The organism is Paraliobacillus zengyii (assembly GCF_003268595.1).
Taxonomy (GTDB): Bacteria; Bacillota; Bacilli; order Bacillales; family Amphibacillaceae; genus Paraliobacillus_A; species Paraliobacillus_A zengyii.
The window spans coordinates 322341-348765 of record NZ_CP029797.1 but is presented as its reverse complement, the minus strand read 5'-3'; the positions used below and the strand labels follow the sequence as shown (position 1 = coordinate 348765).

Genomic DNA, 26425 nt, shown 5'->3' with positions numbered 1-26425 from the left:
TTGACCTTACTTGCTCATTGTTTCACATAAATATTAGGAGGGATTCACATGGTTGCCAAAACAGAACAGAAATCAGAAGTTACCGTTACGGAAAGTATTGACTTATTAGTTAGGAATGCACAACAAGCTTTAACTGAAATGAGAACATTAAATCAAGAACAAGTTGATAATATAGTAAAGGAAATGGCACTTGCTGGTTTAGATCAACACATGCAATTAGCAAAGCTTGCTGTAGAAGAAACAAAACGTGGTGTTTATGAAGATAAGATCATCAAGAATTTATTCGCTACTGAATATGTCTATCACAATATCAAAAACGACAAAACAATTGGCGTAATTAGCGAAAATGAACAAGATGGTGTAGTAGAAATCGCTGAACCAATCGGTGTAGTTGCTGGGGTTACACCTGTAACAAACCCTACTTCTACTACTTTATTTAAATCACTTATATCTATTAAAACTGGTAATCCTATCATTTTTGCTTTTCACCCTTCTGCACAGAGATCTAGTTCAGCTGCTGCAAGAGTCGTTTACGAAGCTGCTGTGAAAGCAGGAGCACCAAAAGATTGTATCCAATGGGTTGAGAAACCATCAATCGAAGCAACACAAACTTTAATGAAACATGACGGTGTAGCAACAATATTGGCTACTGGTGGGCCTGGAATGGTGAAATCCGCTTATAGTTCTGGAAAACCAGCATTAGGAGTTGGAGCTGGTAACGTACCATGTTACTTTGAAAAAACAGTAAATGTTAAACGTGCTGTCAATGACTTGATTTTATCTAAAACCTTCGATAATGGCATGATTTGCGCTTCAGAACAAGCGGTTATTATTGATAAAGAGATATATGAAGAAGTTAAAAATGAAATGGTTTATAATAGCTGTCATTTCTTAACACCAGCTGAAAAAGCTAAAGTTGAAAAATTAGTAATAAATGAGGATACTTGTGCAGTAAATCCTGCTATTGTTGGAATGAAACCAGCACGAATTGCTGAATTAGCTGGTATTAAAGTTCCAGAAGAAACAAAAATATTAGTAGCTGAGTTAACTGGAGTTGGTCCGGACCACCCATTATCTCGTGAAAAATTAAGCCCAGTATTAGCTGCTTATAAAGTAAACAATAGTGAAGAAGGTTTAGATAGAGCGGAACAAATGTTAGAATTTGGTGGATTAGGACATTCTGCTGTTATCCATTCAAATAATCAAGATGTAATTGACGCATTTGGTTTACGTATGAAAGCTGGTCGTATTATTGTCAATGCCCCTTCTTCCCAAGGCGCAATTGGTGATATCTACAACGCATATATGCCTTCATTAACACTTGGTTGTGGATCTTATGGCGGAAACTCAGTATCTTCAAACGTTGGTGCAGTACATTTAATCAATGTTAAAAAAATGGCAAAAAGGAATGTTAATATGCAGTGGTTTAAAGTTCCACCAAAAATTTATTTCGAGAAAAATTCTGTGCAGTATCTATCTAAAATGCCTAATATCACAAAAGCATTTATTGTAACTGACCCAATGATGGTTGAACTAGGTTATGTAGATAAAGTACTATATTACCTACGAAAACGTTCTGATTATGTCCACTGTGAAATTTTTTCTGATGTAGAACCAGATCCATCTAAAGATACAGTTATGCGCGGTGCAGCAGCAATGGATACTTTTCAACCAGATTGTATCATCGCACTTGGTGGAGGATCTGCAATGGATGCCGCTAAAGGCATGTGGTTATTCCACGAACATCCAGAAACAGATTTTAACGGTTTAAAGCAGAAGTTCCTAGACATTCGCAAACGTGTATACAAATATCCTGAATTGGGTAACCGAGCACAATTTGTAGCGATTCCTACTACATCTGGTACAGGATCAGAAGTAACATCTTTCGCTGTTATTACAGATAAAGAGAATAACATTAAGTATCCGTTGGCTGACTATGAGCTTACACCCGACGTAGCTATAATTGATTCTCAATTTGTTATGACAGTACCAAAGGTTATTACAGCAGACACAGGAATGGATGTATTAACGCATGCTATAGAAGCGTATGTTTCTAATATGGCAAATGATTATACTGATGGGCTAGCAATTAAAGCAATACAATTAGTTTTTGAATATTTACCACTTGCATATAGAGATGGAAGCAATGAATTAGCACGCGAGAAAATGCATAATGCATCTACAATAGCTGGAATGGCTTTTGCTAATGCTTTCTTAGGTATTAACCATAGTTTAGCTCATAAACTAGGAGCAGAATTCCATATTGCTCACGGTCGTGCAAATGCAATTTTAATGCCACATGTTATTCGTTATAACGCCAAAAAGCCAACAAAGTTTGTTTCATTCCCTAAATATACAAACTTTGTTGCAGACCAACGTTATGCCGATATTGCTAGAGTGTTAGGATTACCAGCTACAACAACTGAAGAAGGCGTTGAAAGCTTAGTTCAAGCAATTTATAAATTAGCAAAAGATTTAAATATACCAATGAGTATTGCGGAAAATGGTGTCGACAAAAAAGCATTCGAAGCCAAAGTAGATTATTTAGCTGACCGTGCATTTGAAGATCAATGTACTACAGCTAATCCAAAATTACCGCTTGTAACTGAATTAGCAGAAGTATATCGCAATACGTTTAAAGGTTAAGACTAAACTCCTTCCATTACTATACAAAACGGTATGATCATCTTAGATCATACCGTTTTTATTTTTAAGTTTTTCGTGTTAATCTAACCAATATAAAAATCGAGAGGAGTAACATGAAATGAGTAGTATCTTCACCAATCATTCATTATCAAATAAGCATGCTTTAATAACTGGAGCAAGTGGGGGTATTGGCTATGCTACTGCGCTATTACTATCTCAAATGGGTGCAAATGTAACCATCACAGGAAGAAGAAAAGAAAAGTTACAACAACTAAGAGACGAAATACTTATTAAAGATCCAGATGCAAATATCTTCATTCAAGTAACAGACTTAACAAACGACAAGGAACGTATGCAGCTAGTTGAGAACGCTGAAAAAACATTTGGTTATATATCAATCTTGATCAACTCGGCTGGAATTTTAGGAAATGGCAAAGTAGAAGAAATCTCTCAATCACAACTGGAAGAGACAATGCATCTAAACTATACCGTTCCTATTTTATTGACACAAGAAGTTTTCAAAAAAATGAAACAGAAAAAAGAAGGCGTAATTGTAAACGTCGCTTCCTTATCAGGCTTACGCGGAACATTTGGTGGAACTGCCTATTGTGGCTCAAAATTTGCTTTAATTGGTTTTACACAATCGTTTGCTCTTGAAGCGATTCAAGATGGCATAAGGGTAAATGCTGTATGTCCAGGTTATGTGGAAACTGAAATGGGTAAACAGGCAATTCTGGATAAGGCAGATCGTGAAAATCGCTCTTTTGAAGAACAATATAAAAAAGCTTGTCAAAGCTTACCTTCTGGAAGAATTACAACACCTGAAGAAGTAGCCAACACAATAGCTTTTTTATCATCTGATGCAGCTACCAATATCGTGGGTGAATCCGTTAAGATTTCTGGAGGGTCTGTCATGCGTTAAAAATGAAAATGAAGAGCACTGGTTCAGACAGTAGCTCTTCATTTATTATAATGATCCCGCATAGTTAACCATGATTTCGCATAATCTACCGCACATTTCACTTGAAAGAGTCGCGCTTGTGCAGAACCAACTTTTCTTTTTTTTACATAAGTTTCATCTTCAAAACTTTTTCCTAAATAAGTAAATAAACTGCCTCTGAATTCTAATTCTTGATACGTTTTCCATACCTTTTTGTTATCTTCTAAAATAGGAGCTGTATGGTTAATTATCTTTTGGTAAGGTATCCGATATTCTGCCAAATGAAAAGCTGTACAACTCGCATAATCTACACCCAGCAACAATACATAGGCATTGTCTATATCGTATAATCTACCAAGCGGGGATGTATCTCCTAATCCATAATTCAATTCATGGTTGTTTATTAACCTATCTTTATACTTACCCCAAGCTGCAAATGAATAATTGGGGTGACTACTTCGTTTTACTTCTGGGCAAGTGAGAAACACCTCCACTATTCTACCCATATATGACGTCGGTGTATAAAGTGGATGGTAGGGTTGCATAGCCTTACGAATTTCTTCCCATTTTTTTTCAGGTACAGACGGTTGATCCCAACTAGACGGATCAGATAAATCGACAGATTGGGTTGGCATCATTATCGTACCCTCTTCTGTTAAAATCTCCATTATTGCTTGGATTACTGTTATTGGACCGCCTTTCACAGAACCAAGTGAGGATAAGGAAGAATGCACAATTATAGTCATTCCTTTTTTTAAACCTAAATTTTGCAAGTCATAAGATAAAGTTTCTTTCGTACGTATATCCTTTGTTCTTTTTAGGACTCTACCCATCATATTCTCATCACTTTTCAATTAATTAAGTTTATTTTATAAATCAAATAGCTGTTTCATTACCTTCTGCTACTTTCTAATTCAAACTCTCACAGACTTAAGTCTTGGTAACTATACAATATAACAGCGATACTCCGAACTTAAAACAGTTCAACGATTAGTCTATGTTATTCAATTGCTTTCAAACAATTTAACAACGACTCTTTGAATAATGCACGATCAACTACTTCACATACACGTACATTAGGTTCTTTGTTTAACCTACTATTAATATCAACTACACTATAACCTCTTGTAAACTCACCTTTTGTTTCAACATCAACATAATATGTATTAGCTTCTCTCATTATTTGCTTTTGAGCAGCTATCGCGACTAACAGCGTATCTGGATGTGTTGTACCCTCAAGGCGATGGACATCTCTATTAAAATTTTTCACAACTTGATTAACCGAAATAAAAAATTCTGATCCTTTGGTTCGAAGTCCTTCTATATCAAGATGATCCGCATCATTCATAATAGAATATTGCGTGCACATTTCCCAACCAACCATTGTCATCGGTATACCCGAGTGTAAAACAATTCGCGCTGCTTCTGGATCAACATAAAAGTTATATTCAGCAGCAGGTGTGATATTACCTAAATAGTTATTTGTGCCACCCATAATAAAGAGTTCTTTTATCTCCGTCGCAATTGATGGATCCTTTTTTAGTGCCATTGCAATGTTAGTCAGAGGTGCAATTGCTAATAATGATATTTCTCCTGGATTAGCATGAATTTTTTCAATTAAAAAATCTACTGCATGTTGTGTTTCAGGTTTTTGTCTTGCCTTTGGAAAATTCGCGCCACCCATACCATCTGAACCATGTACATCTTCTACCGTACGATGTTGCGCTTTACCAAGTTGTAAAATCGGCCCTTGGTGCCCTTTAAATACTGGAACTTGGCCACCCTTTCCAGAAACTTCAATAGTATAAAGGGCATTTTCAACTTGTTGGTCAAATTGAACATTTCCTCCTGTTATCATGACGCCTTCGACTTGAAAATGATGAAGAGCCATCAGAATTGCGATTGTATCATCCCCAGCAGTATCCGTATCAATAATCACTTGCTTCATCTGTTTTACCCCCTATTTAACCTGCTGTGCAAGACTCGTTAAATAATCGAAGAAATCACTTGCATCAACATCATATACTACACTCACTTCACGACCAGATTCAGATTCTACCGTTCTACCTTGACTAGGTACTTCTGTCAATACAGTGCTCATTACTGATTTTGTTTTCACTAGTTCTGGTTTTCCAATAAAAGCAGTCGTCAGCACGTCCCATAAATAATACGTGGAATTTGTTTCTCCATAAACTAGTGGTGGTACCGCAGCATAACATTGACCCAAGAAATCAACACCCTGATATTTACGTAGAGATGCCCATTTTTGACGTACATCTAATGTTAAAGGTACTTGTTGTGTACTTTCTAAAGCGATCATTTCTATTTTTAGCCCACTTGCCCATACTCGTTGGACCGCTGTTGGGTCCCAAAAGGCATTCCATTCTGCTGTTCCGTCATGCTCTGGCTCTTGCACATTACCGACTTCTTGAAATGTTCCACCCATCCAAACTAACTTTTCAATTTTATCTTCTATTTCTGGTGCTTCATCTAGTGCCCGAGCAAGATCTGTTAAAGGACCCGTAAATAATAGTGTTGTCTTTCCTTTTGTTTCCATCAATTTTTCAATCATGTGTTGATGCGCATATGAATTACTCAATGGTGTTTTCATTTCACCACTCTCATTTAAAATAGGTAATGCATCGACTGTAAACGTGTGTAAACGCCAATCATTTGGAAATGGATTTTCTCCACGAGAATTTGATTTTGCTACTTCTACTGAATAAGCATTAAATCGATCAATAATTTTACGACTAGCGTTTATACCAGGCTCCAAATAACCATCTGCCGGTATAACGGAGACGCCAGTTAATTCAACATCTTCCATTTGTGTAAGTAAAAACAAGGATACTAGATCATCCACTCCAGCATCGTGATTAAAATAAACTTTGTTTGTCATGTTTTTCTGTCCCCTTTACTATAATTAATTGGTTTATATTATATTGTACTATATTTTCTTTGCAAAATTCGACATTATTATCTAATTTGTTTCAAGACCGATCTGTGCAACTTGAACCGTTTCACTTGTCTTTGCTAGTGCACTTGGGTAATAACTCATTACCGCATCGACATAATAAATATCACCATAACAGGCATCATATGCTTCCGCTTCTGTTCGAATACAGCTATAATCCCCTGTATCTTTTAATTCTTCATATTTCAGTTTAGAAAAAGCTATTGCTAATACTTGTGTATAGCTTCCACCATTTTCTTTAACGTAATCAATAAATCCTTCACCAAAATTATAGGATTGTAGGGCGAGTTTCACATCACCGTCTGTTTTTTCTAAGACATTAACAAAATAATCTATACCTTTATCAATTGAAACCTCTGGATCACTAATACAACCAATCTCACCACAATAACTTTCAGACGCTTGCATCGGATCATTTCCTCTACCACCTGATTCCTGCATCATCAATGCCATTATGACTGCCGTATACGCTTCTTTACCCATTTCTTTCAAGTGTCGCTCTATTAACGGTTGGTAAGAAACAACAGATTCAGTCAAGTTATTTGGAATTGAATTTGTTTCTTCTTCTTGTACATAATTTGCCAAAATCATAACAACAACCAATACAAAAGCCACAAAAGCTGTAACAGCCCCTGTCAACAGGGTAGCTTTTAGCCACTTTTTAGTTTTTCTAGTAAACTTATTTCGCATCATACTAACCCACACCTTAACTAATAAACTATTATTATTGTAGCATCTTTGTTTACTAGCGGCATTATTTATACAAAAAAAGTAGAACTAGTTCGTTCTACTTTTTTTGTTAGCTATTAACTTCAAAACATTCTCAAATTGAAGTCTATTTTTTTCAATTAATTGATCGATTACATCCAAGTTTACCACCTTATCTTCTAGTCGTTGTTCAGTTGAGCTGGAACGGCGTTTTAATTGGATCAGCAATAATAAGATTGCATCATCTACTGTCTTATTCCCCCCCAGATTATCAATATGCTCTTTTGTTACATTTTCAATTAAACTCCACAAGACATCTTCATTCACACCTAAAACCTCCATTCCGAAATTAGATCTCTGTATGTATATTAATTGCGTTTAATGCCGCTATTCCTTCTTCTTTCTCTGTGTATATAAGTCCATTAACTCTACAAGAGAAGTTCCTGCCCTGTTCCCAAGCAAGTGAAAAATCAGAAAATGAAATTGTTTCAGAAGGTGCCAATGTTTTATTTTCCATCAGTGTAAACCAATACGCTCCTTCTTCCTCATCCATATCAATACGCTTCCAATACACGGCATCGGATTTTGATTGCGGGCCACTATTTACAGTTGTATACTTACCTGAAAATTGATAGCTATCTGTCGTTTGTATTAGTAGACAAATAGAGAGATTGTTAACCATTTCGTTTGTTCTATTTTGCACATGAAGGTTACCAATGATAAGATTCTCTTCAGCCTCGCGATACGTGATATTAAACGAATAGGTGTAGTAGGCTATTAGACCATTATCTGTTGTTGGTAATACCATATTATTTAATTGTTCTAATTCTTTTTCTATTTTTTTAAGATATGCTTCTGATTGTTTATTCCATTCCAACATTTTGTTTTGCAATATTTCCGTTTCATTCATTATAAAACCTCCTCGTAAAATTACATCTATATATTCTTATGTAACAGCCTAGGAAAAAATTAATATAATAAAAAAAGAGAACTATATTTCACGTAAATGAAATATAGCTCTATATAGTAAGAAATAATTAGTCTATACTTTTCGGTATAGGTTTATGAGGGTGTGTGATACCCGGAAATACAACTGGACACTGTGGCGGGATGACCGGCGAAGGGCATTCCTCTGACACTAATACATCACGTGGTTCACAGAAATCTGCAACTAATTCTAATGTTACATCAGCAACGCTTTGTACGCTTTGACAAACATCTAAAGAAAGATTAACGCTTTCTAGCGTACCAGCTACAATATTAACACTAGCACTACAACTAACATCAGATAAGCGAACGACTAATCTTGTTCCTTCTGGTGCACAAAGAAATACTGATTCAGGTATTTCTATCTCAATTGCATTGGATATTTCTACGAATGGTGTTGTTCCATCAAATCCACTAAATTCAATTACAACGTTAAGTGTTTTGACAAAGCTAACGCGTTGTAACGTAACTTGGCAACCATCAATTATAAATTGTCTATCTTGTCTGTCATCTGATTCTACCACCTCTAATAAAGCATTTGGTGGTAATGGGTTTCCTGTTATAGGATCTACCAAATAACACGTAGTAGTTAAATTGCTTACTGCTGGATCTCCAGGATCAATTGGTAATACACCAATCTCTTCTGCAGATATAATTTGATTAACAGTCTCTTGTAAAATAACCCAGTCATATACTTTTTCTGCATTAAAGCAAAGAAGCTCCTGTGCTCCTTGCGATGATTGACTCTGCATTTTATCTAACTCCTTTACTCAATTTATTTTTAAGTCAATATCAAAGTATGTCAATCACCCGATTGTGCCATGTACAAAGGTCTAGTTTTCTCTGATTTTGCTAAAAAAAGGGCGCTATACCCATAGTCAAATGTATTAATTCCTTTTCTTATATTTATAGGACACATTTCCTTTTTAAAAAACATATACTATCACATACTTGTAATTCCAGAGGTGACAGGCATTGAAGTATTCACAAGGCATGGATATGAATTACCTATTAGAAAAACAAAAACGTTATAAAAAGCTAATTAAAAGTTATCAAATTAATGATATAAGTAGAGAATATAGTCAGGCAAAAAAGGTGAATGAAAATCTGACCGAGAAAATTAACCAACAAACAGTGGTAATAGAAAAATTAAATAATCAATTAACTAACAAGGAGAATGAGCTTCAAGAAATTATTGCAGAAAACAAACGATTAAGAAACGAATTCACTAATAACAGTTCTTCAACTACTAATAACATTATCCAACAACTTCAGGATACGGTTACAAAAGAGTTGCAACGTCATTTATTTCTAATTTATCATCTTTCTGATGTATTGATGATGCTTGATCAAAACGCTGCAAATAAGGAGGTGTTTGATATCATGGATAATTTTAATACAAACAAGACAGAAGAATCACAAAATCCTTCTAATGTCGCTGGAGAAAGCAAGGAAGTAAGTCAAGGGCAATTTTTATCTGTTATTCAACGATCTGAGAATGAAGTAAAACCAGAAATTAAAGAAAATCCAGTAGAAAAAACGGCTGAAATTGAGCCAATTCAAAAACCAAAGCAATTCTACTTTAAAGATTTACAATCTTATAAGTCAGCTTATTTACTCCCAGAAAATAACCTAAAAGATGAAGAAAATGATTTAAAACAAAATTCTATTTTTAACCAAAAAATGAAAACAATTCAAAAAATTAAACAAAATCAACTTCAAAAGGCAACTAGTTTTAATCCTCGGTTAAATAAAGAGAAAGAACCTCTGATTAAAGAAAAGATACCAACAGAGGAAAAAGTAGAAACTAGTCCTCTAATTACTGATAAAGTAGAAACAGTTCAAGAAGAAACAATTGAAAATACTATTAATAACGATCCCATTGAAAAAGAAGTCGTACCAGAAACAGAGACATTTTTAAAAAAGCTCTGGAATAAAGTCAAATCCCTCGATTAAAGAGGCTGGGACATAACTAGCCAAAATAACGAAAAAGATTCCGATCATCTTAGGAAGATGGTCGGAATCTTTTTTTGTTGGATTATTTTCAGGATTTGTTGCACCATGCGCATGCTTAGCCGTGTACTTTCTCAAGTTCACCGCCATGAATGCAAATCCTAATTCATTTTCCACTTTCTTCTTGCCTCTTACTGACATACGAGTGAAACGCAAATTAGCCTTCAAAAATCCGAAGACTGGTTCTACATCTATTTTTCGTTTGCCATAGATTTTACCGGTTTCTTTTTCTGAAAGCTGCTGTTTTGTGTATGCTTTTTGTTGTTCCCATTTTTCATTATAATAAATTTTTCGATTATTTCCTTCCTTTGCTTTTGTACAGTGGGAACGCAACGGACAATCCGAACAGTCTTCACATTCATAGACTTTAAAGGATCGGGTGAAGTCATCTTTACCTGTTCGATTAGATAGATACTGGAAAGCCACTTTTTTATCATTTGGACAACGGAAAGAATCACTCGCTTCATCATACGCCCAGTTCATTGTGTTAAAAGGGTCTTGCTTATATTTCTTTGTCTTCTCTTTTCGATACCTATTGTATGTAATCAGCGGGATGCGCTCCCGATTAATGCGGACATCTTCATAATTCTGTTCACTTCCATACCATGCATCAGCTACGATATATGTGGGAAGTTCAAAGAAGCTTTCCTCGATTTTATCTAGAAAAGGAGTGAATGTGCGTACATCAGTTGGATTGGGAAATACGTCATATGCGAGTGTATATTGTCCTTCGGTCGCAATTTGTACATTGTAACCTGCTTTTAATTGGCCATTATTCATATAATCGTCTTTCATGCGCATAAAGGTGGCATCATGGTCTGTCTTTGAATAACTATTGCGCGCTTCAAATATAAGCCTATCCTTTTCGTATTTTTGTTTGCGTGCTACGTAATCTTTAAACTGTTTGCGGTATTTTTTTGGTGTTTTCCTTGCAGAGCGAAGCTGCTTTCGTTTGCTGACATCTTTACTTTCTTCGATCTGTTTGTCGTATCCTTCAACGGTCTTCTCTAGTTTCTCAACTACTTTTTCGAGTTCTTTAGTGGATAGTTCTTCCGTACTTTCGCGTTCTATTTCTGGAATAATTTCGTTTGCCAATAATTCATCGTACAGTTGATTTGATTTCTCCACCAAATTCGCACTGTATTTTTCAATCGCTTTTCGCCAAACAAACGTAAATTTATTGGCATTTGCTTCTATTTTGGTGCCATCAATAAAGATCGCTTCCTGGTCAATCAGCTCTTCTTTCACCAGTTGGCATCGAAATTGTACAAAACATTGGCGTAACAGTTCTTGTACTTCTTCATTGACTCGAAAACGATTAATCGTTCGATAGCTTGGCTCATAACCTTGCGCTAACCACATCATGCGTACACTATCTTTCAGTAATGATTCAATTTTTCTTCCAGAGAAAACAGATTGCGTGTAAGCACATAAAATAACCTTCATCATCATGCGTGGATGATAAGGAGGACAACCTGTTTCATGTAAGAAAACAGAAAATGCTTTATCAGGTATTTGTTCTACTAAGTCATGGATCGTATAGGCAATATCATTTTTTTGTAATTTCATTTCAAAATCTAACGGCAGAATTACTTGATTCATGTTATAATCTTTAAACATAAGGATACCTCCGATTGTTATTGTGTGGTACTTTAATTTTATCAGAAGGTATCCTTTTTTACTTACTAAAATTTTCGATTTTATAAAAAAGTTGCATCTTCCAACTACCGTTGGAAGATGCAACTTTTTATTGTTTATCTGAGTTTTGTCCCAGCCTCTTTTTCTTTACTTATAGTGTCCACCATTCAATTGTATCAGGAAATTTCTCTGGGGATAAAAATCCTTTTAGATCGATCATTAATCCCTGATCATTTACAAATAACTTCTTATAAGAATGCGTGATTTGATCTTTAAAAGCAAGATGAGGAACTGCAAGTAAATTGATATGCGCCTCTGGTAATGATTGAAATGGAATAAGCGGCTCCCCCATAATATCCATTACCTCTTTTCCACTTGCATGTGGGTCACTAATAGTAACGTGCGCGCCTAAATTTCGTAGCCCTTTTACGATTTCGAATGTTTTAGAATTTCTTAAATCTGGTACATTTTCCTTGAAAGTTATTCCTAATATATTGACACTTAACTGATGTAATTCAATTTGTTGCTGTTGACTATAGTGTTTAATTTTATCAATTACAAATCGAGGCATAAAAGCATTGATTTTTCTCGCTTCTTTCATAAAGGTTGGTGAATAACCCATTTGCTCAGCCTTTTCAATTAAATAATAAGGATCTACACTAATACAATGTCCGCCAACTAAACCTGGTGTAAAGGGATGAAAGTTCCATTTTGTTCGTGAAGCAGCTAACACATCGTTTGTATTTATCCCGATATGATCAAATAGCATCGCTAACTCATTCATAAAAGCTATATTAATATCTCTTTGCGTATTTTCAACCACTTTTGATGCCTCAGCTACCTTAATCGATGTTGCTCGATAAACGGGAGCTTCTAAGACACTTGCATATAACAGTTCTATACTTTTTGTAGTTTTTTCGTTATATCCTGAAACTACTTTTCCAATTGTTTTAAATGTATTCTTTTTGTCTCCAGGATTAATTCGTTCAGGTGAATACCCTATTGAAAAGTCCATTTCTATTGTTAATCCAGATTCTTTTTCTAATAGTGGTAAACAAATTTCTTCTGTTGCACCAGGATAAACTGTTGATTCATAAATAACAATTGCACCTTGTTTCATGTTTCTTCCAATCAGTTTTGTTGCGTCCTTCACATAAGATAGATCAGGCTTATTCTCCTGGTCAAGCGGTGTCGGAACAGCTACAACTATAAAGTCACAAGCCCTCAAATTTTCAGCTTCTGTTGTAAATATACACGTTGTTTCTTGCAACTGCTCCTTTGTTACCTCACCCGTTTCATCTTTTCCATTTATCAACGCTTCAACTTTATTGACATTAATATCATATCCGATAACTTGATACTTCTCAGCAAAACAGATTGCTGCTGGTAAGCCAACATAACCAAGTCCAACTACCCCAATTGTCTTTTCACTCATCTGCACTACATGATCATTTGAATCCGTTTTAATTTTCATACCAAATTTATCCTCTCTAATTTATAGTAATCTACTTCTTTATATGAGATTTGACTGAATCAAGTTCTTGTTTCTTCTAAAAAAGGCGATGCTACTAGTTTTTAAAATCAGTGATCATACCCACGCGCCTTTAGTTACTTGCCGTTCCTTCTCTTACGACATAGTCATAAGGTAACTAGAGTATGTAAACATTAGAAAGGAGATTTTGTATGATTCGCCTAATAGATTTAAAAAGACAGTATCAATCGATTGAAACAGAACTTCTAGAAACAATGAAAAATGTATTGCAAAGTGGAAACTTTATTTTAGGACCAGAAGTAGCACAGTTGGAAAAAAGGGTTGCGACTAATTTGCTTGTTTCAGATGCAATCACTGTAGCAAGCGGAACAGATGCATTAATATTAACGCTTCACGCTTATGGGATTGGAAAGGGAGATGAAGTTATTACTTCGCCATTTACATTTATTGCAACAGCAGAGGCCATTAGTCGTATTGGTGCAAGACCGGTATTTGCTGATGTCGATTCTGCAACAGGTTTAATTGATCCAGCTCAAATAAGGAAACATATTACCAGAAAAACGAAATGTATTATTCCCATTCATTTATTTGGGCAAGCAGCTGAAATGGATCAAATCAACCAAATTGCCAAAGATAATAATTTAATAGTTATTGAGGATGCATGTCAAGCCTATGGAGCTACGTATAAGGATAGACCAGTAGGAAGTTTAGGAGATGCAGCATGCTTTTCTTTTTTTCCGACTAAAAATCTTGGTGGAATTGGAGATGGAGGGATTGTCACAACCAATAACACACAAATAGCAAATCGCATTCGCCAACTTCGTGTACACGGAAGTAATAAAAAGTACTATCACGATGAAGTTGGTTATAACAGTAGGCTAGACTCACTCCAAGCTGCAATTTTACTAGTGTGTCTAGACCATATAGACAATTGGAATGAAAAGAGACGAAAAGCAGCAAAGGTTTATATAGATCAATTAAGCTCTCTTTCAACAGTTGAATTTCTCAATGAGAAGCAGGATAACAAGCATGTTTATCATCTTTTTTGCCTAAAGAGCACCAATAGAGATGCGATTATTACAAACCTAAAGAAAAACGAAATAGCAGCAGCAATTTATTATCCTTGCTGTCTTCATTTACAAAAAGCATACGCAGATCTTCATTATCAAGTAGGCGATTTCCCTGAGGCAGAAACATTATCTAAATCTGTCTTATCTATTCCAATGCATCCATTTCTAACAAATGAAGAACAAAGAAAAATTATCAATTCGATAAAAGAAGTTGATTTACAATGACGCTACTAAACGCTGGATTAATTGGGTGTGGATTCATTTCAGAGAAACACGTTCAAATCCTTTCCCAGTTGAAAGATAAGTTTCACTTAATTGCTGTAGCCGATTCTGATTTAGGAAGGGCAGATAAAATCAAAGCACTTCTTCCAACTAATAAGGAAGAAAAGACAGTAGCTTTATTCACCGATTACCAAGCACTATTAGAATTGGGAGAAATTGACGTCGTCATCATCACTACGCCTTCTGGTTTACACAGTACGATGATTAAACAAGCACTAAGTAAAGGAAAGCATGTCATTGTTGAAAAGCCATTCGTTTTATCTTTAAAAGACGCAAATGAAATTATCGCTCTATCTGAAGCATGTAATCGACAAGTTCTTGTGTGTCATCAACTTCGTTATCGACCGATTTTCCAAAAAACCAAGGCATTAATTGAGCAAAACCAATTTGGGAAGTTATATACTGCCTCTGCATCTGTTCAAATCAATCGACCCAAAGAATATTATCAACAGGCAAGTTGGAGAGGTACTTGGGAAGATGATGGTGGTATGTTGCTGAATCAGGGGTTGCATGTAGCAGACCTGCTTCTTTGGTTTATGGGAGATATCCAATCCATTTATGGAAAAACAAAAAACTTTGCGTCATGGAAAGAAACGGAAGACGTCGCAGTTGGTACGATTCAATTTAAAAACGATGTGCCTGGAACGATTTCTGCAAATGCTCTAACACAACCAAAAAACATTGGCTATGCCCTACATGTTGTTAGTGAAAATGGAACAGTAGCTTTTAGCGGACCTGCTTTAAACCAAGTAGAGCGTTTTTATCTTGAAAATGAGTCCATTTCAGAAAAAGAAGTACGCGAGATTGCAATGGATCATGAAGATAGACTTTATATGTATAAAGATTTTTATCAAGCCTTAACAAACCCAGAACACACCGCAACAATAGATGTTTATGAGGCGAAAAAAGTACTTGAGTTCATTTTTGGATTGTATTATTCGGATAAATTGAACAAAGAAGTTCGCTTCCCTATTACTGACTTTTCAACAATCCAAATGCAACAGAATTCAGATAAGGAGGGAAAATAATGATTGATGAGCGAGCTTTTATAGGAAAAAATGTAACATTAGGAGAAAACGTAGTGATTGAAAAGGATGCAATAATAGGGGATTTCGTCACAATTGGCCATCATAGTGTTATTAAAAAAGATACTGTCATTGACGACTACGTTACTGTTGGAAATATGACTTCTCTGGGTAAATCACCTTCTGGGAATAAGCAGATGAACCAAGTTAAAAATAAAATATCCGATTTACCACCATTAGTTATTGGGAATGGTGTGAAGATTGGAGATAACTGCGTGATCTATCGCGGCAGTATTTTACACGATTCAATTTTTATTGGTGATTTAGCTAGCGTAAGAGAACATGTAGAAATCGGAAAACAAAGTGTAGTAGGACGCAATGCGATAATAGAAAACAATACTTTAATCGGCAATAACGTTACCATACAAACAGGATGTTATATCACTGCCTTTATGGAGATTGAAGATGATGTTTTTATAGGTCCCTGTTGTTCTACTTCCAATGATAAATATATGCGTTCTGGTGGGGTTGGACTTAGAGGCCCACTCATTAAATTTGGAGCTAAAATAGGAAACAATGCAACACTACTCCCTAACGTTACGATTGGGAGAGAGTCTACTATCGGTGCTGGAACAGTGGTCGTCCATGATGTTCCAGACCATAAAACAGTTATTGGAGTCGCTGGAAAAGAACTAGAGAAATAAATGATTGATTAGATAACCAAACGAAAAATGCTTACCTTTTCTGTTATCACTTTCTTTAAACTATTCTTTCGGCATAAAACTACAATTAGCATTATTATAATCTACTAGAATTTCGCACATTCTCAGATTGGACCTCAGCTCTTAAGTTAAGCGCCTTTGCAATTTCTTCTCCCTCTCATACTATACTATTGAGTTGCATTTCTAGTGAAACTAGCAATGTATCTCAAATATATTGAAGGGAGGAATTTTTTTATGCCAATCCAAAATTTAATAATAAATGGAAGTTTTGAAACAGGTGATTTAACGGGATGGGATTCTCTAAACACAACTGTAACAGTTCAACAATCCCATTCAGGATACTATTCTGCACGATTCCCCAGTAGTGTAGCACCTGCTTCAATCTCACAAACAGTTTCCGCTGAGTCTGGAGATAGCTTTGAATTGATCGTGTCTTTAGCAAAGTTTAAACTTCAAGCAAGTCCTACTATTTTTCTCGAAGTATTATTCTTAGACGCTACAGATAGTGTAATAGGTACTGGATTAGACGTGACAATTGCATATGACACACTTCCACTTGTTATAGACGATAACTGGAACGAAATTTATCAAACTACTTCTACAGCACCCGTGGGCACAACACAGGCACAAGTAATTATCAGTAAACCGAATAGTGCATTAAATACACCATTCATATTTATTGATGATGTTGCTTTACTTGACGCTATTGGTGACGGGGAAGCAGGACCTACTGGACCTATCGGAGCCTCTGGCGCTACCGGACCTACTGGTGCTACAGGGCCTACTGGACCTACTGGACCTTCCGGAGCCACTGGCGCTACTGGGGCTACTGGACCTATCGGAGTCACTGGCGCTACCGGACCTACTGGGGCTACAGGGCCTATTGGACCTTCCGGAGCCACTGGGGCTACAGGCGCTACTGGGCCTACCGGACCTTCCGGAGCCACTGGGGCTACTGGACCTATTGGACCTACTGGCGCTACTGGGGCTACTGGACCTATCGGAGTCACTGGCGCTACCGGACCTACTGGGGCTACAGGGCCTATTGGACCTACCGGAGCCACTGGGGCTACAGGCGCTACTGGGTCTTCCGGAGCCACTGGGGCTACCGGACCTACTGGACCTACCGGAATCACTGGCGCTACCGGACCTATTGGACCTACCGGAGCCACTGGGGCTACAGGCGCTACTGGACCTGCTGGACCCACCGGAGCCACTGGGGCTACCGGACCTGCTGGACCCACCGGAGCCACTGGGGCTACAGGCGCTACTGGACCTACCGGAATCACTGGCGCTACCGGACCTATTGGACCTACCGGAGCCACTGGGGCTACAGGCGCTACTGGACCTGCTGGACCCACCGGAGCCACTGGGGCTACCGGACCTGCTGGACCCACCGGAGCCACTGGGGCTACAGGCGCTACTGGACCTACCGGAATCACTGGCGCTACTGGGGCTACTGGACCTATCGGAGTCACTGGCGCTACCGGACCTATTGGACCTACCGGGGCCACTGGTGCTACAGGGCCTACTGGACCTACCGGAGCCACTGGGGCTACAGGCGCTACTGGACCTGCTGGACCCACCGGAGCCACTGGGGCTACCGGACCTATTGGACCTTCCGGAGCCACTGGGGCTACCGGACCTACTGGACCTACCGGAGCCACTGGTACTACAGGCGCTACTGGACCTACCGGAGCCACTGGGGCTACCGGACCTGCTGGACCCACCGGAGCCACTGGGGCTACAGGCGCTACTGGACCTACCGGAATCACTGGCGCTACCGGACCTATTGGACCTACTGGCGCAACAGGGCCTATTGGACCTACGGGTATACAACCAGAACTTTTCTTTATTAATACACCGGGATCAATTTCTGTATTTGACCCACCAACTGTTCCCTTAAACACTGAAGTAACTGTAGCTACGGTAGCTGGTGTCGATGTAGAATTAGACGAGAACATTAAAATAGATTACGCTCTAGCCGTTGAAACAACCAATACCGCAGATAATCAAGTAATATTTGAAGTCAGATTATATCGAGACGCTAACTTAATTCAAACACGAGTCTTAAATCGTCAACTCGCATCAGCTGGGACAGAAAGATTTCCACTTTCCGACACCTATGTAGATACAGCACCTGCAACAGATACTGTGGATTATACTGTAAGAGTAATTGTGACTACTGCAACCAACGTTCAAACTGCAGACGCAATTAATAGAGAATTGAATCTAATTGTATTTCCGTAATAATAACTATTTTAGAAGAGAAAGAATTTTCTTTCTCTTCTATTTATTTTATCGTTAAAAAAATTTTTAAACTATAGGTTTTAATACAAACCGAAACAACAACATAACATAAAATGATTATTAACTAGCTTCTTATGAAAGGATTAGATCAAATGATATCTATCAGTTTGTGTATGATTGTTAAAAATGAAGAAGAAGTATTAGCACGTTGTTTAGAGACGATTAAAAATATTGCAGATGAAATTAACATTATCGATACGGGTTCAACAGATAAAACAGTAGAAATTGCAAAGCGTTATACAAATAGGGTATTCCATTTTGACTGGACTGGTGATTTTGCCGCTGCTAGAAATGAATCATTTAAATATGCTACACAAGATTATATTATCTACTTAGATGCTGATGATATTATCTTACCAGAAGATCAGAAAAAGCTAAGAGATCTAAAAAAATCACTTAATCCAAGCGTTGATGCAGTTTCCATGTATTATAATGCAGAAACAGATGAATACGGTAATGTCACATTAAAATATCGTTTGAATCGCTTATTAAAAAGAGAGAAAAATTTCAAGTGGCAAGGTGATTGTCATAACTACCTCAATGTCAGTGGCAAAATCATCAATTCAGAAATTTCCATAACACACAAAAAAATGAATCACTCTGTTGGGAGAAATTTAGCTATTTATGAAAATCGTCGAAAAAAAGGAGAGACTTTTACCGCACGCGACTATTTTTATTATGGAAATGAATTACGTGAGAATGGACATTACGAAGAAGCGATAAAAAGCTATAAAGAAAATATTTCTCTCTCTTCTGGTTGGATTGAAGACAAAGTTTATGCTTGTATTAATAAAGCTGATTGTTACCGTTATCTAGATGACAAGCAAAATGAATTAGCTTCACTATTTGAATCTCTTCAGTTTGCTAGGACACCACGTCCTGAGATTTCTAGTCGGATAGGATTTCATTTCCAAAGGAACAGAGAATTTCAACATGCAATTTTTTGGTATGAACTAGCAACAACATTAGAAATAGATCCAAACAAATGGAGTTTCACTTATCCAGCTTATTCCACTTGGTATCCACACTTGCAATTATGCGTTTGTTACTATAATTTACAAGACTTCCAGAAATCTTTTCAGCATAACGAACTTGCTCGTAACTATAGACCAAAAGATGAACGCATTTTATTTAACAAAGTACTTTTAGAAAAGAAATTAAATAAATAGAATACTTATTTTACCAAAAAGTCTCTATCAACAACTAGTATTAGACGCAATAAAACAGGTGCCAAATGAAACTTGTGGAATTTTAAGTGGAAAGGGGAAAACAATATTTAGCCTTTATATCCTATCAAACAAAGCAAACACCCCTACTCGATTTTAAGTCAATGAAGATAAAGTAACACATACACTCCAAGCAATCTCAAAAAAAGGTGAAGAACCTATCGCTATTTATCATAGCCATCCCACTTCACGTCCAAGACCATCCAAAACAGATATACGTCAACATCCAGATAAAAAAGTAAAAATGATTATTCTTTCGTTAAAACAACACCATATTCTATTTCTTGTTTCACTATTAAAGATAATTCATTTAAAGGTTATCCACTGCAACTTGAAAGGGGGGAATAAGATGCCGCAAAGGAGAGTTATTAAAGCTAAACCTGTTAGACGAACTGGAGGCTGTGGGTGTGGTAAAAAGACAATAAAACGTAAGTAATTTGAATGCAGTTCCATCATATGACGGAACTGCACTTTTTATTGAAATCAATACGTATATTGGATTAAAAAGAAAGATAGCTAAAGTGAACTATCTTTCTCTTTAAATAAAATAATTGGTTATTGTTTGCACAATTCCCGAAATAGCCGCAACGGAAAAGATGATTACAATTGGTGTGAAAAGAAAAGGAAAGAATAATAAGCCTCCATATAAAATAACACTAAACCATACGGAAACACACCAATGACAAGCTAGGAGTTCGCCAATAAAACGTCTAATTCCTGTTCCCTTTCCACTAATGATGATTTCAACTGTTCCATCATGGAGCACATTCTCTTCTTCCATCTGAAAGAGTAAACGAAATTTGGTGGTAATTTGATCGTATACAAATAATCGTGCTAGTCGAAAAGTTGCTAAACCCAATAAAATAAATTCAAATACGGAAAGCACATTTTCACCTCATTTAGCTTTGAGCCTACCCGTCTATTCTATGCAATACGACCTTAAAAGGTTTGAGTTATATATCCAATATTGAAATAAGAAACAAACAATTTCTTGAATTTTTACGTTGAAAAACTAATCACACCTCATAGTTCCCATCAGTAGTTATATAAAAAGGTTTTAGACTCTATCTTAATAATTATATTGATAACTCGATCTTGAATAATATCGTTTTAATAGTTGTCCATAAATAGATGCTTGAATTTGTTGGAACAACATACTGATTACAACAGGAACTGCTACTGGAGGAGGGAAATATGCTACAGCGATTACAGCTCCTGCACTAATATTCTGCATGCCACCAGTGAATGTTAAGGAAATAATATCTCGATCGCGTTAAGTCGAAATTCCAATTAACCAAGCAAATAAACAACCGCAAAAGGCAATAAAGAACACTACAATTGCAATAAGGATTAACTTCTTATTAATATTTCTTAAATAAGGTGCAACAACCGATGTATTAATCATAATTACAGCGGCTAATCCTATTTTTGAAAATGGTTTAAGTTTTACCCCTAACCCATCTCTTACTTTTCCTTTTGTCCATTCATTAATTAACATCCCTACTATTGAAGGTACAATAAACGGCGATCGAATCGTATCAATTAAAATAATTGATAGAGTTAGAACTATGTTACCTCAATACATTGACACCCAAATAAAGCTTGTAATTCCTGTAGGTATAACCATTGCTAAAATTAAACCAGTAATGGTTAGTGTATCATTAGCAAAACAATATGACCCACACCCCATGCCCATAAAGGCATTATAATATATAACATAAACAAAGCAATTACAATAGGTAAGGGATGCGAAACTGCTCGTTTTAATGCAGTGAAGCTAGATTTTAAACTCCCTTAAAAGGTCATAAATGCAAATATCCATGGCATAAAGATGGAAAATTGCTTTAAATCATCAGCCAACAACAAGACTATGCAGAGACACTGATTGGTGTACTAAAAGGCATTAGTTTTTCTAATATATGCTTGACTTGATTTAACATAAATGAAAATACGCCCTTTCCATCCTGTTGAGATTATATGGTTTTGTCAAAATTAAACCTTTACCTTTTTCGTATTGTTGGTCGATTATCTTGCCAAATTAATTCGATATTAGTTCCAAAGAATGTTGAAAGTTTGTCTTCTTGCATAATATCCTTCGTATTTCCCGCTTCGAAAACTTTCCCGTTTTTAAGTAACAATGTTTTATTAAAACATTGTAAAATTTCCTCCACATGGTGTGTTACATAGATAAATGATGGACAATTAGGCTGATTTGTCAGGTGCTCAATTGACTCAAGTAGCTGTTCTCTTGCCATAAAGTCCAATCCATTTGTAGGTTCATCTAAAATCAATAGCTCTGGGTCAGCCATTAACGCTCGTGCAACCATAACCCGTTGTCTTTCTCCTTGTGATAATGTATAAAAGCTACGATTCGCATAACTAAAACAACCTAAATCTTTTAAAAGATTTTGCGCTTTATCACGCATGTCATCTGTTGGGGTTTCATATAATCCAATTGAAGCAAACGCACCACTTAAAACAATTTGATAGGCACTATCTGCTTCATAAAAACGTCCCTGAATAATTGAGGAAACAATTCCTATTTTTTGTCGTAGTTCCTCGCCAAGCCGATCTTTCCCGAATCGCTTACCTAATACAGTAACTTCCCCTTCTGTCGGAAAATAATAGGCACATAACATATGTAATAGAGCTGTTTTCCCCGCTCCATTCAAGCCAAGCAAAGCCCAATGTTCCTGATTTTGAATTTTCCAATCAAGTTCTTTCAAAATCCAAGTTCCATTACGCAACAAACCAGCTTTCTTTATCTCTAGTATCATGACTTTCCTCCTCTAATTCCATTACTGTCTATTATTGCGCAAATTTTTAAAAAATTCGAGTCTTTTAAACTAATTCTCACTTGCGTTTGCTGATCAATAAAATTTTTTAGATACATTTATATTGTTTAAGTATTCTAGTTTAGAATATAAACTCTGTTTTAGGAAAGCGTAATCACAACTAATACAAAGGGTTGCATTGGGGAAATACCAAAATAACATAATGCAATTCTTACCACTTAAATATAACAATAATTATCTAGCAAACTAACTATCAATCAATTACAACATCTTTTTAATTACAATTATTTTAATTAAACATTGATTTTTATAAAGTTTGTATTATAATAAAGGATATATTCTTTAAATATTAGAGTTTAATAAGGAGAGGTGTTATTTAGTGAGTAACGAGAGAAAAAATTTAACAACTGCCTCTGGCGCTCCAGTCGGAGATAATCAAAATTCAATTACAGCAGGTCAACATGGACCTACATTAATTCAAGATGTACACCTTTTAGAAAAACTAGCACACTTTAATCGTGAGCGCGTTCCAGAACGTGTTGTACATGCTAAAGGTGCAGGCGCACATGGTTACTTTGAAGTAACTAACAATGACATATCAAAATACACAAAGGCAGATTTCTTATCAGAAGCTGGTAAAAAGTCACCAATGTTTATCCGTTTTTCAACAGTTGCAGGCGAACTAGGTTCTGCTGATACCGTACGTGACCCTCGTGGTTTTTCAGTTAAATTTTACACAGAAGAAGGAAACTACGATTTAGTAGGTAATAATACACCAGTATTCTTTATTCGTGATGCAATCAAATTCCCTGACTTTATTCATACACAAAAGCGTGATCCAAGAACACATCTTAAAGACTCTAACATGGTTTGGGATTTCTGGTCTTTATCACCGGAATCATTGCACCAAATCATGATTTTACACTCTGATCGTGGTATTCCTGCTACACTTCGCCACATGAACGGGTATGGAAGTCATACTTTTAAATGGGTAAATGCAGAAGGTGAAGCATTCTGGATTAAGTATCACTTTAAAACTGATCAAGGTGTTAAAAACTTAGATGTTGATTTAGCAGGTAAGTTGGCTGGTGACAATCCAGATTATCATACAGAAGACTTGTTTAATGCAATTGAAGATGGTAACCACCCTTCTTGGACGCTTAAAGTACAAATTATGCCAGAAGAAGAAGCAAAATCTTACCATTATGATCCATTTGACGTAACTAAAGTATGGTCACATGAAGACTATCCTCTAATCGAAGTTGGTCGTATGGTATTAGATCGTAATCCAGAGAACTATTTTGCAGAAGTTGAACAAGCAGCATTTTCACCTGCACACTTTGTTCCTGGTATTGAAGCTTCACCAGATAAAATGTTACAAGGCCGTTTATTCAGTTATTCAGATGCACACCGTTATCGTATCGGTGCAAATCATGAAGGATTACCGATTAATCGTGCTAAATCTAGTGTCGATAACTATCAACGTGATGGTCAAATGCGTTTTGATGGCAATGGTGGCAGAGCTGTTAACTATGAACCAAATAGTTACAGTGGTCCAAAAGAAACGCCTGAAAACAAAATTAACCCATTCGAAGTTTCTGGAACAGCAGATAGTGTAGGATATGATAGTGATGATCACTACTCACAACCTCGTGCTTTATTCCGTGATGTAATGAATGATGCAGAACGTCAACATACAATTAAAAACTTTGCTGACCACATGAGTGGCGTAAGAAATGAAGAAATTGTTGCGAGACAGCTTAAAGAGTTTTACAAAGTAGCTCCAGAATTAGCAGAAGGCATTGCCAAAGAACTTGGTACTGCATTACCACAAGAAATAAGCGAATAATATCGCGATAAAGACACTGCCTTTGTGCAGTGTCTTTATTTTTTTAGGTAATACTAACGAAGCACAACTCCATTCCCTGATTCACCAGGATAAAAAAATAGCAAAGGAGTAAAATCTATGTTAACTAACCTATCTGAACTGAAATCTTTGCCCAATTTATTTTATCAACAACCTACCTTAGAATTAGCAAAAAAACTACTTGGTTGTGTCTTAGTAAAAGAAACAACTGAAGGTAATGCTGCCGGTATTATTGTTGAAACAGAAGCTTATATCGGTCCAGATGATCAAGCTTCCCATAGCTATTTAAATCGAAGAACAAAACGAACAGAAGCAATGTTTTCGAAACCTGGAACAACATACATGTATAGCATGCACACACATTCTTTATTTAATGTAGTAAGTGGCAAGGTTAATCAACCAGAAGCTGTATTAATTCGTGCTGTAGAACCCACTTTTAACCTTGAGTTAATGAGGACAAGAAGACCTAAAATAACAAAAGACAAACAATTAACTAATGGTCCCGGAAAATTAACCAAAGCTTTATCTATAACTATGGATGATTATGGACATCAACTAAATCACTCTCCTCTTTGGATCGCTAGACCTCATACATCAGTATCATCTATTCAAACTGGCCCCAGAATTGGGATTGATAATGCTGGCGACGCAACAAATTATCCTTGGCGTTTTTGGATTAAGGGAAATTCATTTGTTTCCAGGTAAACATGCATATTTATCCGTTTTTTTTCTCAAACTAAAATGAACTTGAAGTAAGAAAGGAACATACGAAGTGAATAAAAAAACGAACACAAACAACATTGCCAAAAATGAAGATGTAGAATTTTCAAGAGAACTAGCTGATAAAGACGATATGGAAGCAATGAATCGGATGCAAGAAGCAGACGAACGTGCTGAGAAAAAGAAAAACAAGCGCTAGAAAGCCTAGCGCTTGTTTTTCTTTTAGGTAAATAATAGCAAATATGGTCGAATTGTTAGAATTACTAACAATTCGGTAGCATTCTTAAAGTTAAGCAACTCTCATACATCTAATCAACTGTAATCGTGATTAGAGCCAATTAATCACGCTATACCTTATTTGCCATTACTTCTATTTGCCCTTAATATAATATATGGACACGATACGGCTAGAATTCAATTTGAATTAAGAAAGGGGTTAGTTATCATTAACAGTCAAATCACAACTGCTCCAAATGATATTATTAGGTTAGAAAAACCAACAGTGGAAGACGGCGCAGCGATGTGGGAGTTAGTCAATCAATCAACTTTAGATCAAAATTCTGCTTACAAATATATAATGATGTGTGAGTATTTTGCTGAAACATGTGTTGTTGCAAAAGAAGCTGATAAACTAGTGGGATTCGTTACTGCATTTATACCCCCAGAAAGATCAGATGTTGTATTCATATGGCAAGTAGGTGTGGATTCATCTCAAAGAGGTAAGGGAGTTGCATCTAAATTATTAAATGAATTATTTAAACGAGACGCATGTAAAGAAGTCCGTTTTGTTGAAGCAACTGTAACCCCATCAAACAAAGCATCACAAGCATTATTTAAAAAATTAGCTCGCCAGTATAATACAAAGTGTGAAGTAAGTGAGTTTTTTAAACAAGAACTATTTCCAAATGACTCGCATGAGGAAGAACTAAACTTCCGAGTAGGTCCAATAGAAACTTAAATAGATTAAATATTTAGAAAATACTTTTAGGATAGCAAATACAAGGAGGCAA

Annotated in this window: 23 protein-coding genes and 2 pseudogenes; 13 read left to right on the top strand and 12 right to left on the bottom strand. The window is 36.3% G+C overall.

Going from position 1 to position 26425, the window contains the following annotated elements; translation table 11 throughout:
• The first annotated feature begins 48 nt into the window (after positions 1-48).
• Both adhE and DM447_RS01800 read left to right on the top strand, forming a co-directional pair.
• Positions 49-2646, top strand: coding sequence for a bifunctional acetaldehyde-CoA/alcohol dehydrogenase (gene adhE / locus DM447_RS01805; protein WP_112179567.1), 2598 nt, complete (start codon positions 49-51; stop codon positions 2644-2646).
• 118 nt (positions 2647-2764) lie between these two features.
• Positions 2765-3568: an SDR family NAD(P)-dependent oxidoreductase gene (locus DM447_RS01800; protein WP_112179565.1), complete on the top strand. Its 804-nt coding sequence runs from the start codon at positions 2765-2767 to the stop codon at positions 3566-3568.
• A 38-nt stretch (positions 3569-3606) separates the two neighbouring features.
• Here DM447_RS01800 and DM447_RS01795 read toward each other — a convergent pair whose 3' ends face one another.
• The 7 genes from DM447_RS01795 to DM447_RS01765 all read right to left on the bottom strand — a co-directional run bounded on the left by DM447_RS01795 (position 3607) and on the right by DM447_RS01765 (position 9007).
• Complete coding sequence (locus DM447_RS01795; RefSeq protein ID WP_269813837.1) at positions 3607-4422, bottom strand: AAC(3) family N-acetyltransferase; 816 nt, start codon at positions 4420-4422, stop codon at positions 3607-3609.
• Positions 4423-4586: 164 nt separating this feature from the next.
• The gene (locus DM447_RS01790; RefSeq protein ID WP_112179563.1) at positions 4587-5534 is read right to left on the bottom strand and encodes a nucleoside hydrolase; all 948 of its coding nucleotides are present in this window, start codon (positions 5532-5534) and stop codon (positions 4587-4589) included.
• Positions 5535-5546: 12 nt separating this feature from the next.
• Positions 5547-6485 carry a nucleoside hydrolase gene (locus DM447_RS01785; RefSeq protein WP_112179562.1) on the bottom strand — a complete coding sequence of 313 codons (939 nt, stop codon included), beginning with the start codon at positions 6483-6485 and terminating at the stop codon, positions 5547-5549.
• Between the two features lie 81 nt (positions 6486-6566).
• Complete coding sequence (locus DM447_RS01780) at positions 6567-7253, bottom strand: lysozyme family protein (RefSeq protein ID WP_112179560.1); 687 nt, start codon at positions 7251-7253, stop codon at positions 6567-6569.
• A gap of 84 nt (positions 7254-7337) precedes the next feature.
• Complete coding sequence (locus DM447_RS01775) at positions 7338-7595, bottom strand: hypothetical protein (RefSeq protein ID WP_112179558.1); 258 nt, start codon at positions 7593-7595, stop codon at positions 7338-7340.
• 22 nt (positions 7596-7617) lie between these two features.
• Positions 7618-8178 carry a hypothetical protein gene (locus tag DM447_RS01770; protein ID WP_112179556.1) on the bottom strand — a complete coding sequence of 187 codons (561 nt, stop codon included), beginning with the start codon at positions 8176-8178 and terminating at the stop codon, positions 7618-7620.
• A 127-nt stretch (positions 8179-8305) separates the two neighbouring features.
• Positions 8306-9007: a BMQ_0737 family morphogenetic spore coat protein gene (locus DM447_RS01765; protein WP_112179554.1), complete on the bottom strand. Its 702-nt coding sequence runs from the start codon at positions 9005-9007 to the stop codon at positions 8306-8308.
• Positions 9008-9230: 223 nt separating this feature from the next.
• Between DM447_RS01765 and DM447_RS01760 the strand changes: the two genes are divergently transcribed.
• Positions 9231-10211 carry a hypothetical protein gene (locus tag DM447_RS01760; RefSeq protein ID WP_112179552.1) on the top strand — a complete coding sequence of 327 codons (981 nt, stop codon included), beginning with the start codon at positions 9231-9233 and terminating at the stop codon, positions 10209-10211.
• Here the strand turns inward: DM447_RS01760 and DM447_RS01755 are convergent.
• Together DM447_RS01755 and DM447_RS01750 are read right to left on the bottom strand one after the other, a co-directional pair.
• A complete protein-coding gene (locus DM447_RS01755) occupies positions 10173-11888 on the bottom strand; it encodes an IS1182 family transposase (protein ID WP_112179550.1) in 1716 nt (571 codons plus the stop codon). The two genes, DM447_RS01760 and DM447_RS01755, sit on opposite strands and share 39 nt — an antisense overlap.
• A gap of 169 nt (positions 11889-12057) precedes the next feature.
• Complete coding sequence (locus DM447_RS01750) at positions 12058-13380, bottom strand: nucleotide sugar dehydrogenase (protein WP_232824292.1); 1323 nt, start codon at positions 13378-13380, stop codon at positions 12058-12060.
• A gap of 209 nt (positions 13381-13589) precedes the next feature.
• Here DM447_RS01750 and DM447_RS01745 point away from each other — a divergent pair, with 209 nt between their 5' ends.
• The 6 genes and pseudogenes from DM447_RS01745 to DM447_RS18790 form a co-directional block, all read left to right on the top strand.
• Complete coding sequence (locus DM447_RS01745; RefSeq protein ID WP_112179548.1) at positions 13590-14693, top strand: DegT/DnrJ/EryC1/StrS family aminotransferase; 1104 nt, start codon at positions 13590-13592, stop codon at positions 14691-14693.
• Complete coding sequence (locus tag DM447_RS01740; protein ID WP_112179546.1) at positions 14690-15778, top strand: Gfo/Idh/MocA family protein; 1089 nt, start codon at positions 14690-14692, stop codon at positions 15776-15778. The genes DM447_RS01745 and DM447_RS01740 overlap by 4 nt, the downstream gene beginning before the upstream one ends.
• Positions 15778-16479: an acyltransferase gene (locus DM447_RS01735; protein ID WP_112179544.1), complete on the top strand. Its 702-nt coding sequence runs from the start codon at positions 15778-15780 to the stop codon at positions 16477-16479. The genes DM447_RS01740 and DM447_RS01735 overlap by 1 nt, the downstream gene beginning before the upstream one ends.
• A 252-nt stretch (positions 16480-16731) precedes the next feature.
• On the top strand, positions 16732-18747 hold the full coding sequence (locus tag DM447_RS01730; protein ID WP_112179542.1) for an NTTRR-F1 domain: 2016 nt from the start codon (positions 16732-16734) through the stop codon (positions 18745-18747).
• A 152-nt stretch (positions 18748-18899) separates the two neighbouring features.
• Positions 18900-19976 carry a glycosyltransferase gene (locus tag DM447_RS01725; RefSeq protein ID WP_112179541.1) on the top strand — a complete coding sequence of 359 codons (1077 nt, stop codon included), beginning with the start codon at positions 18900-18902 and terminating at the stop codon, positions 19974-19976.
• A gap of 184 nt (positions 19977-20160) precedes the next feature.
• Positions 20161-20469 (top strand): annotated as a pseudogene (locus tag DM447_RS18790) (Mov34/MPN/PAD-1 family protein); the annotation flags it as partial.
• A 102-nt stretch (positions 20470-20571) separates the two neighbouring features.
• Here DM447_RS18790 and DM447_RS01715 read toward each other — a convergent pair.
• The 3 genes and pseudogenes from DM447_RS01715 to DM447_RS01705 form a co-directional block, all read right to left on the bottom strand.
• Entirely contained in the window at positions 20572-20919 is a 348-nt protein-coding gene (locus tag DM447_RS01715) for a DUF1360 domain-containing protein (RefSeq protein ID WP_112179537.1), read from the bottom strand.
• A gap of 183 nt (positions 20920-21102) precedes the next feature.
• Positions 21103-21973, bottom strand: a pseudogene (locus DM447_RS01710) (bile acid:sodium symporter family protein).
• Positions 21974-22033: 60 nt separating this feature from the next.
• Positions 22034-22810, bottom strand: a complete 777-nt coding sequence (locus DM447_RS01705; RefSeq protein ID WP_112179535.1) for an ABC transporter ATP-binding protein — start codon at positions 22808-22810, stop codon at positions 22034-22036.
• 397 nt (positions 22811-23207) lie between these two features.
• Between DM447_RS01705 and DM447_RS01700 the strand changes: the two genes are divergently transcribed.
• The 4 genes from DM447_RS01700 to ectA all read left to right on the top strand — a co-directional run bounded on the left by DM447_RS01700 (position 23208) and on the right by ectA (position 26373).
• Positions 23208-24677: a catalase gene (locus DM447_RS01700; protein ID WP_112179533.1), complete on the top strand. Its 1470-nt coding sequence runs from the start codon at positions 23208-23210 to the stop codon at positions 24675-24677.
• A 117-nt stretch (positions 24678-24794) separates the two neighbouring features.
• On the top strand, positions 24795-25400 hold the full coding sequence (locus tag DM447_RS01695) for a DNA-3-methyladenine glycosylase (RefSeq protein ID WP_112179531.1): 606 nt from the start codon (positions 24795-24797) through the stop codon (positions 25398-25400).
• A gap of 67 nt (positions 25401-25467) precedes the next feature.
• Positions 25468-25614, top strand: a complete 147-nt coding sequence (locus DM447_RS01690; protein WP_112179529.1) for a YfhD family protein — start codon at positions 25468-25470, stop codon at positions 25612-25614.
• Positions 25615-25857: 243 nt separating this feature from the next.
• Positions 25858-26373, top strand: coding sequence for a diaminobutyrate acetyltransferase (gene ectA, locus DM447_RS01685; protein ID WP_112182615.1), 516 nt, complete (start codon positions 25858-25860; stop codon positions 26371-26373).
• Positions 26374-26425: the final 52 nt, after the last annotated feature.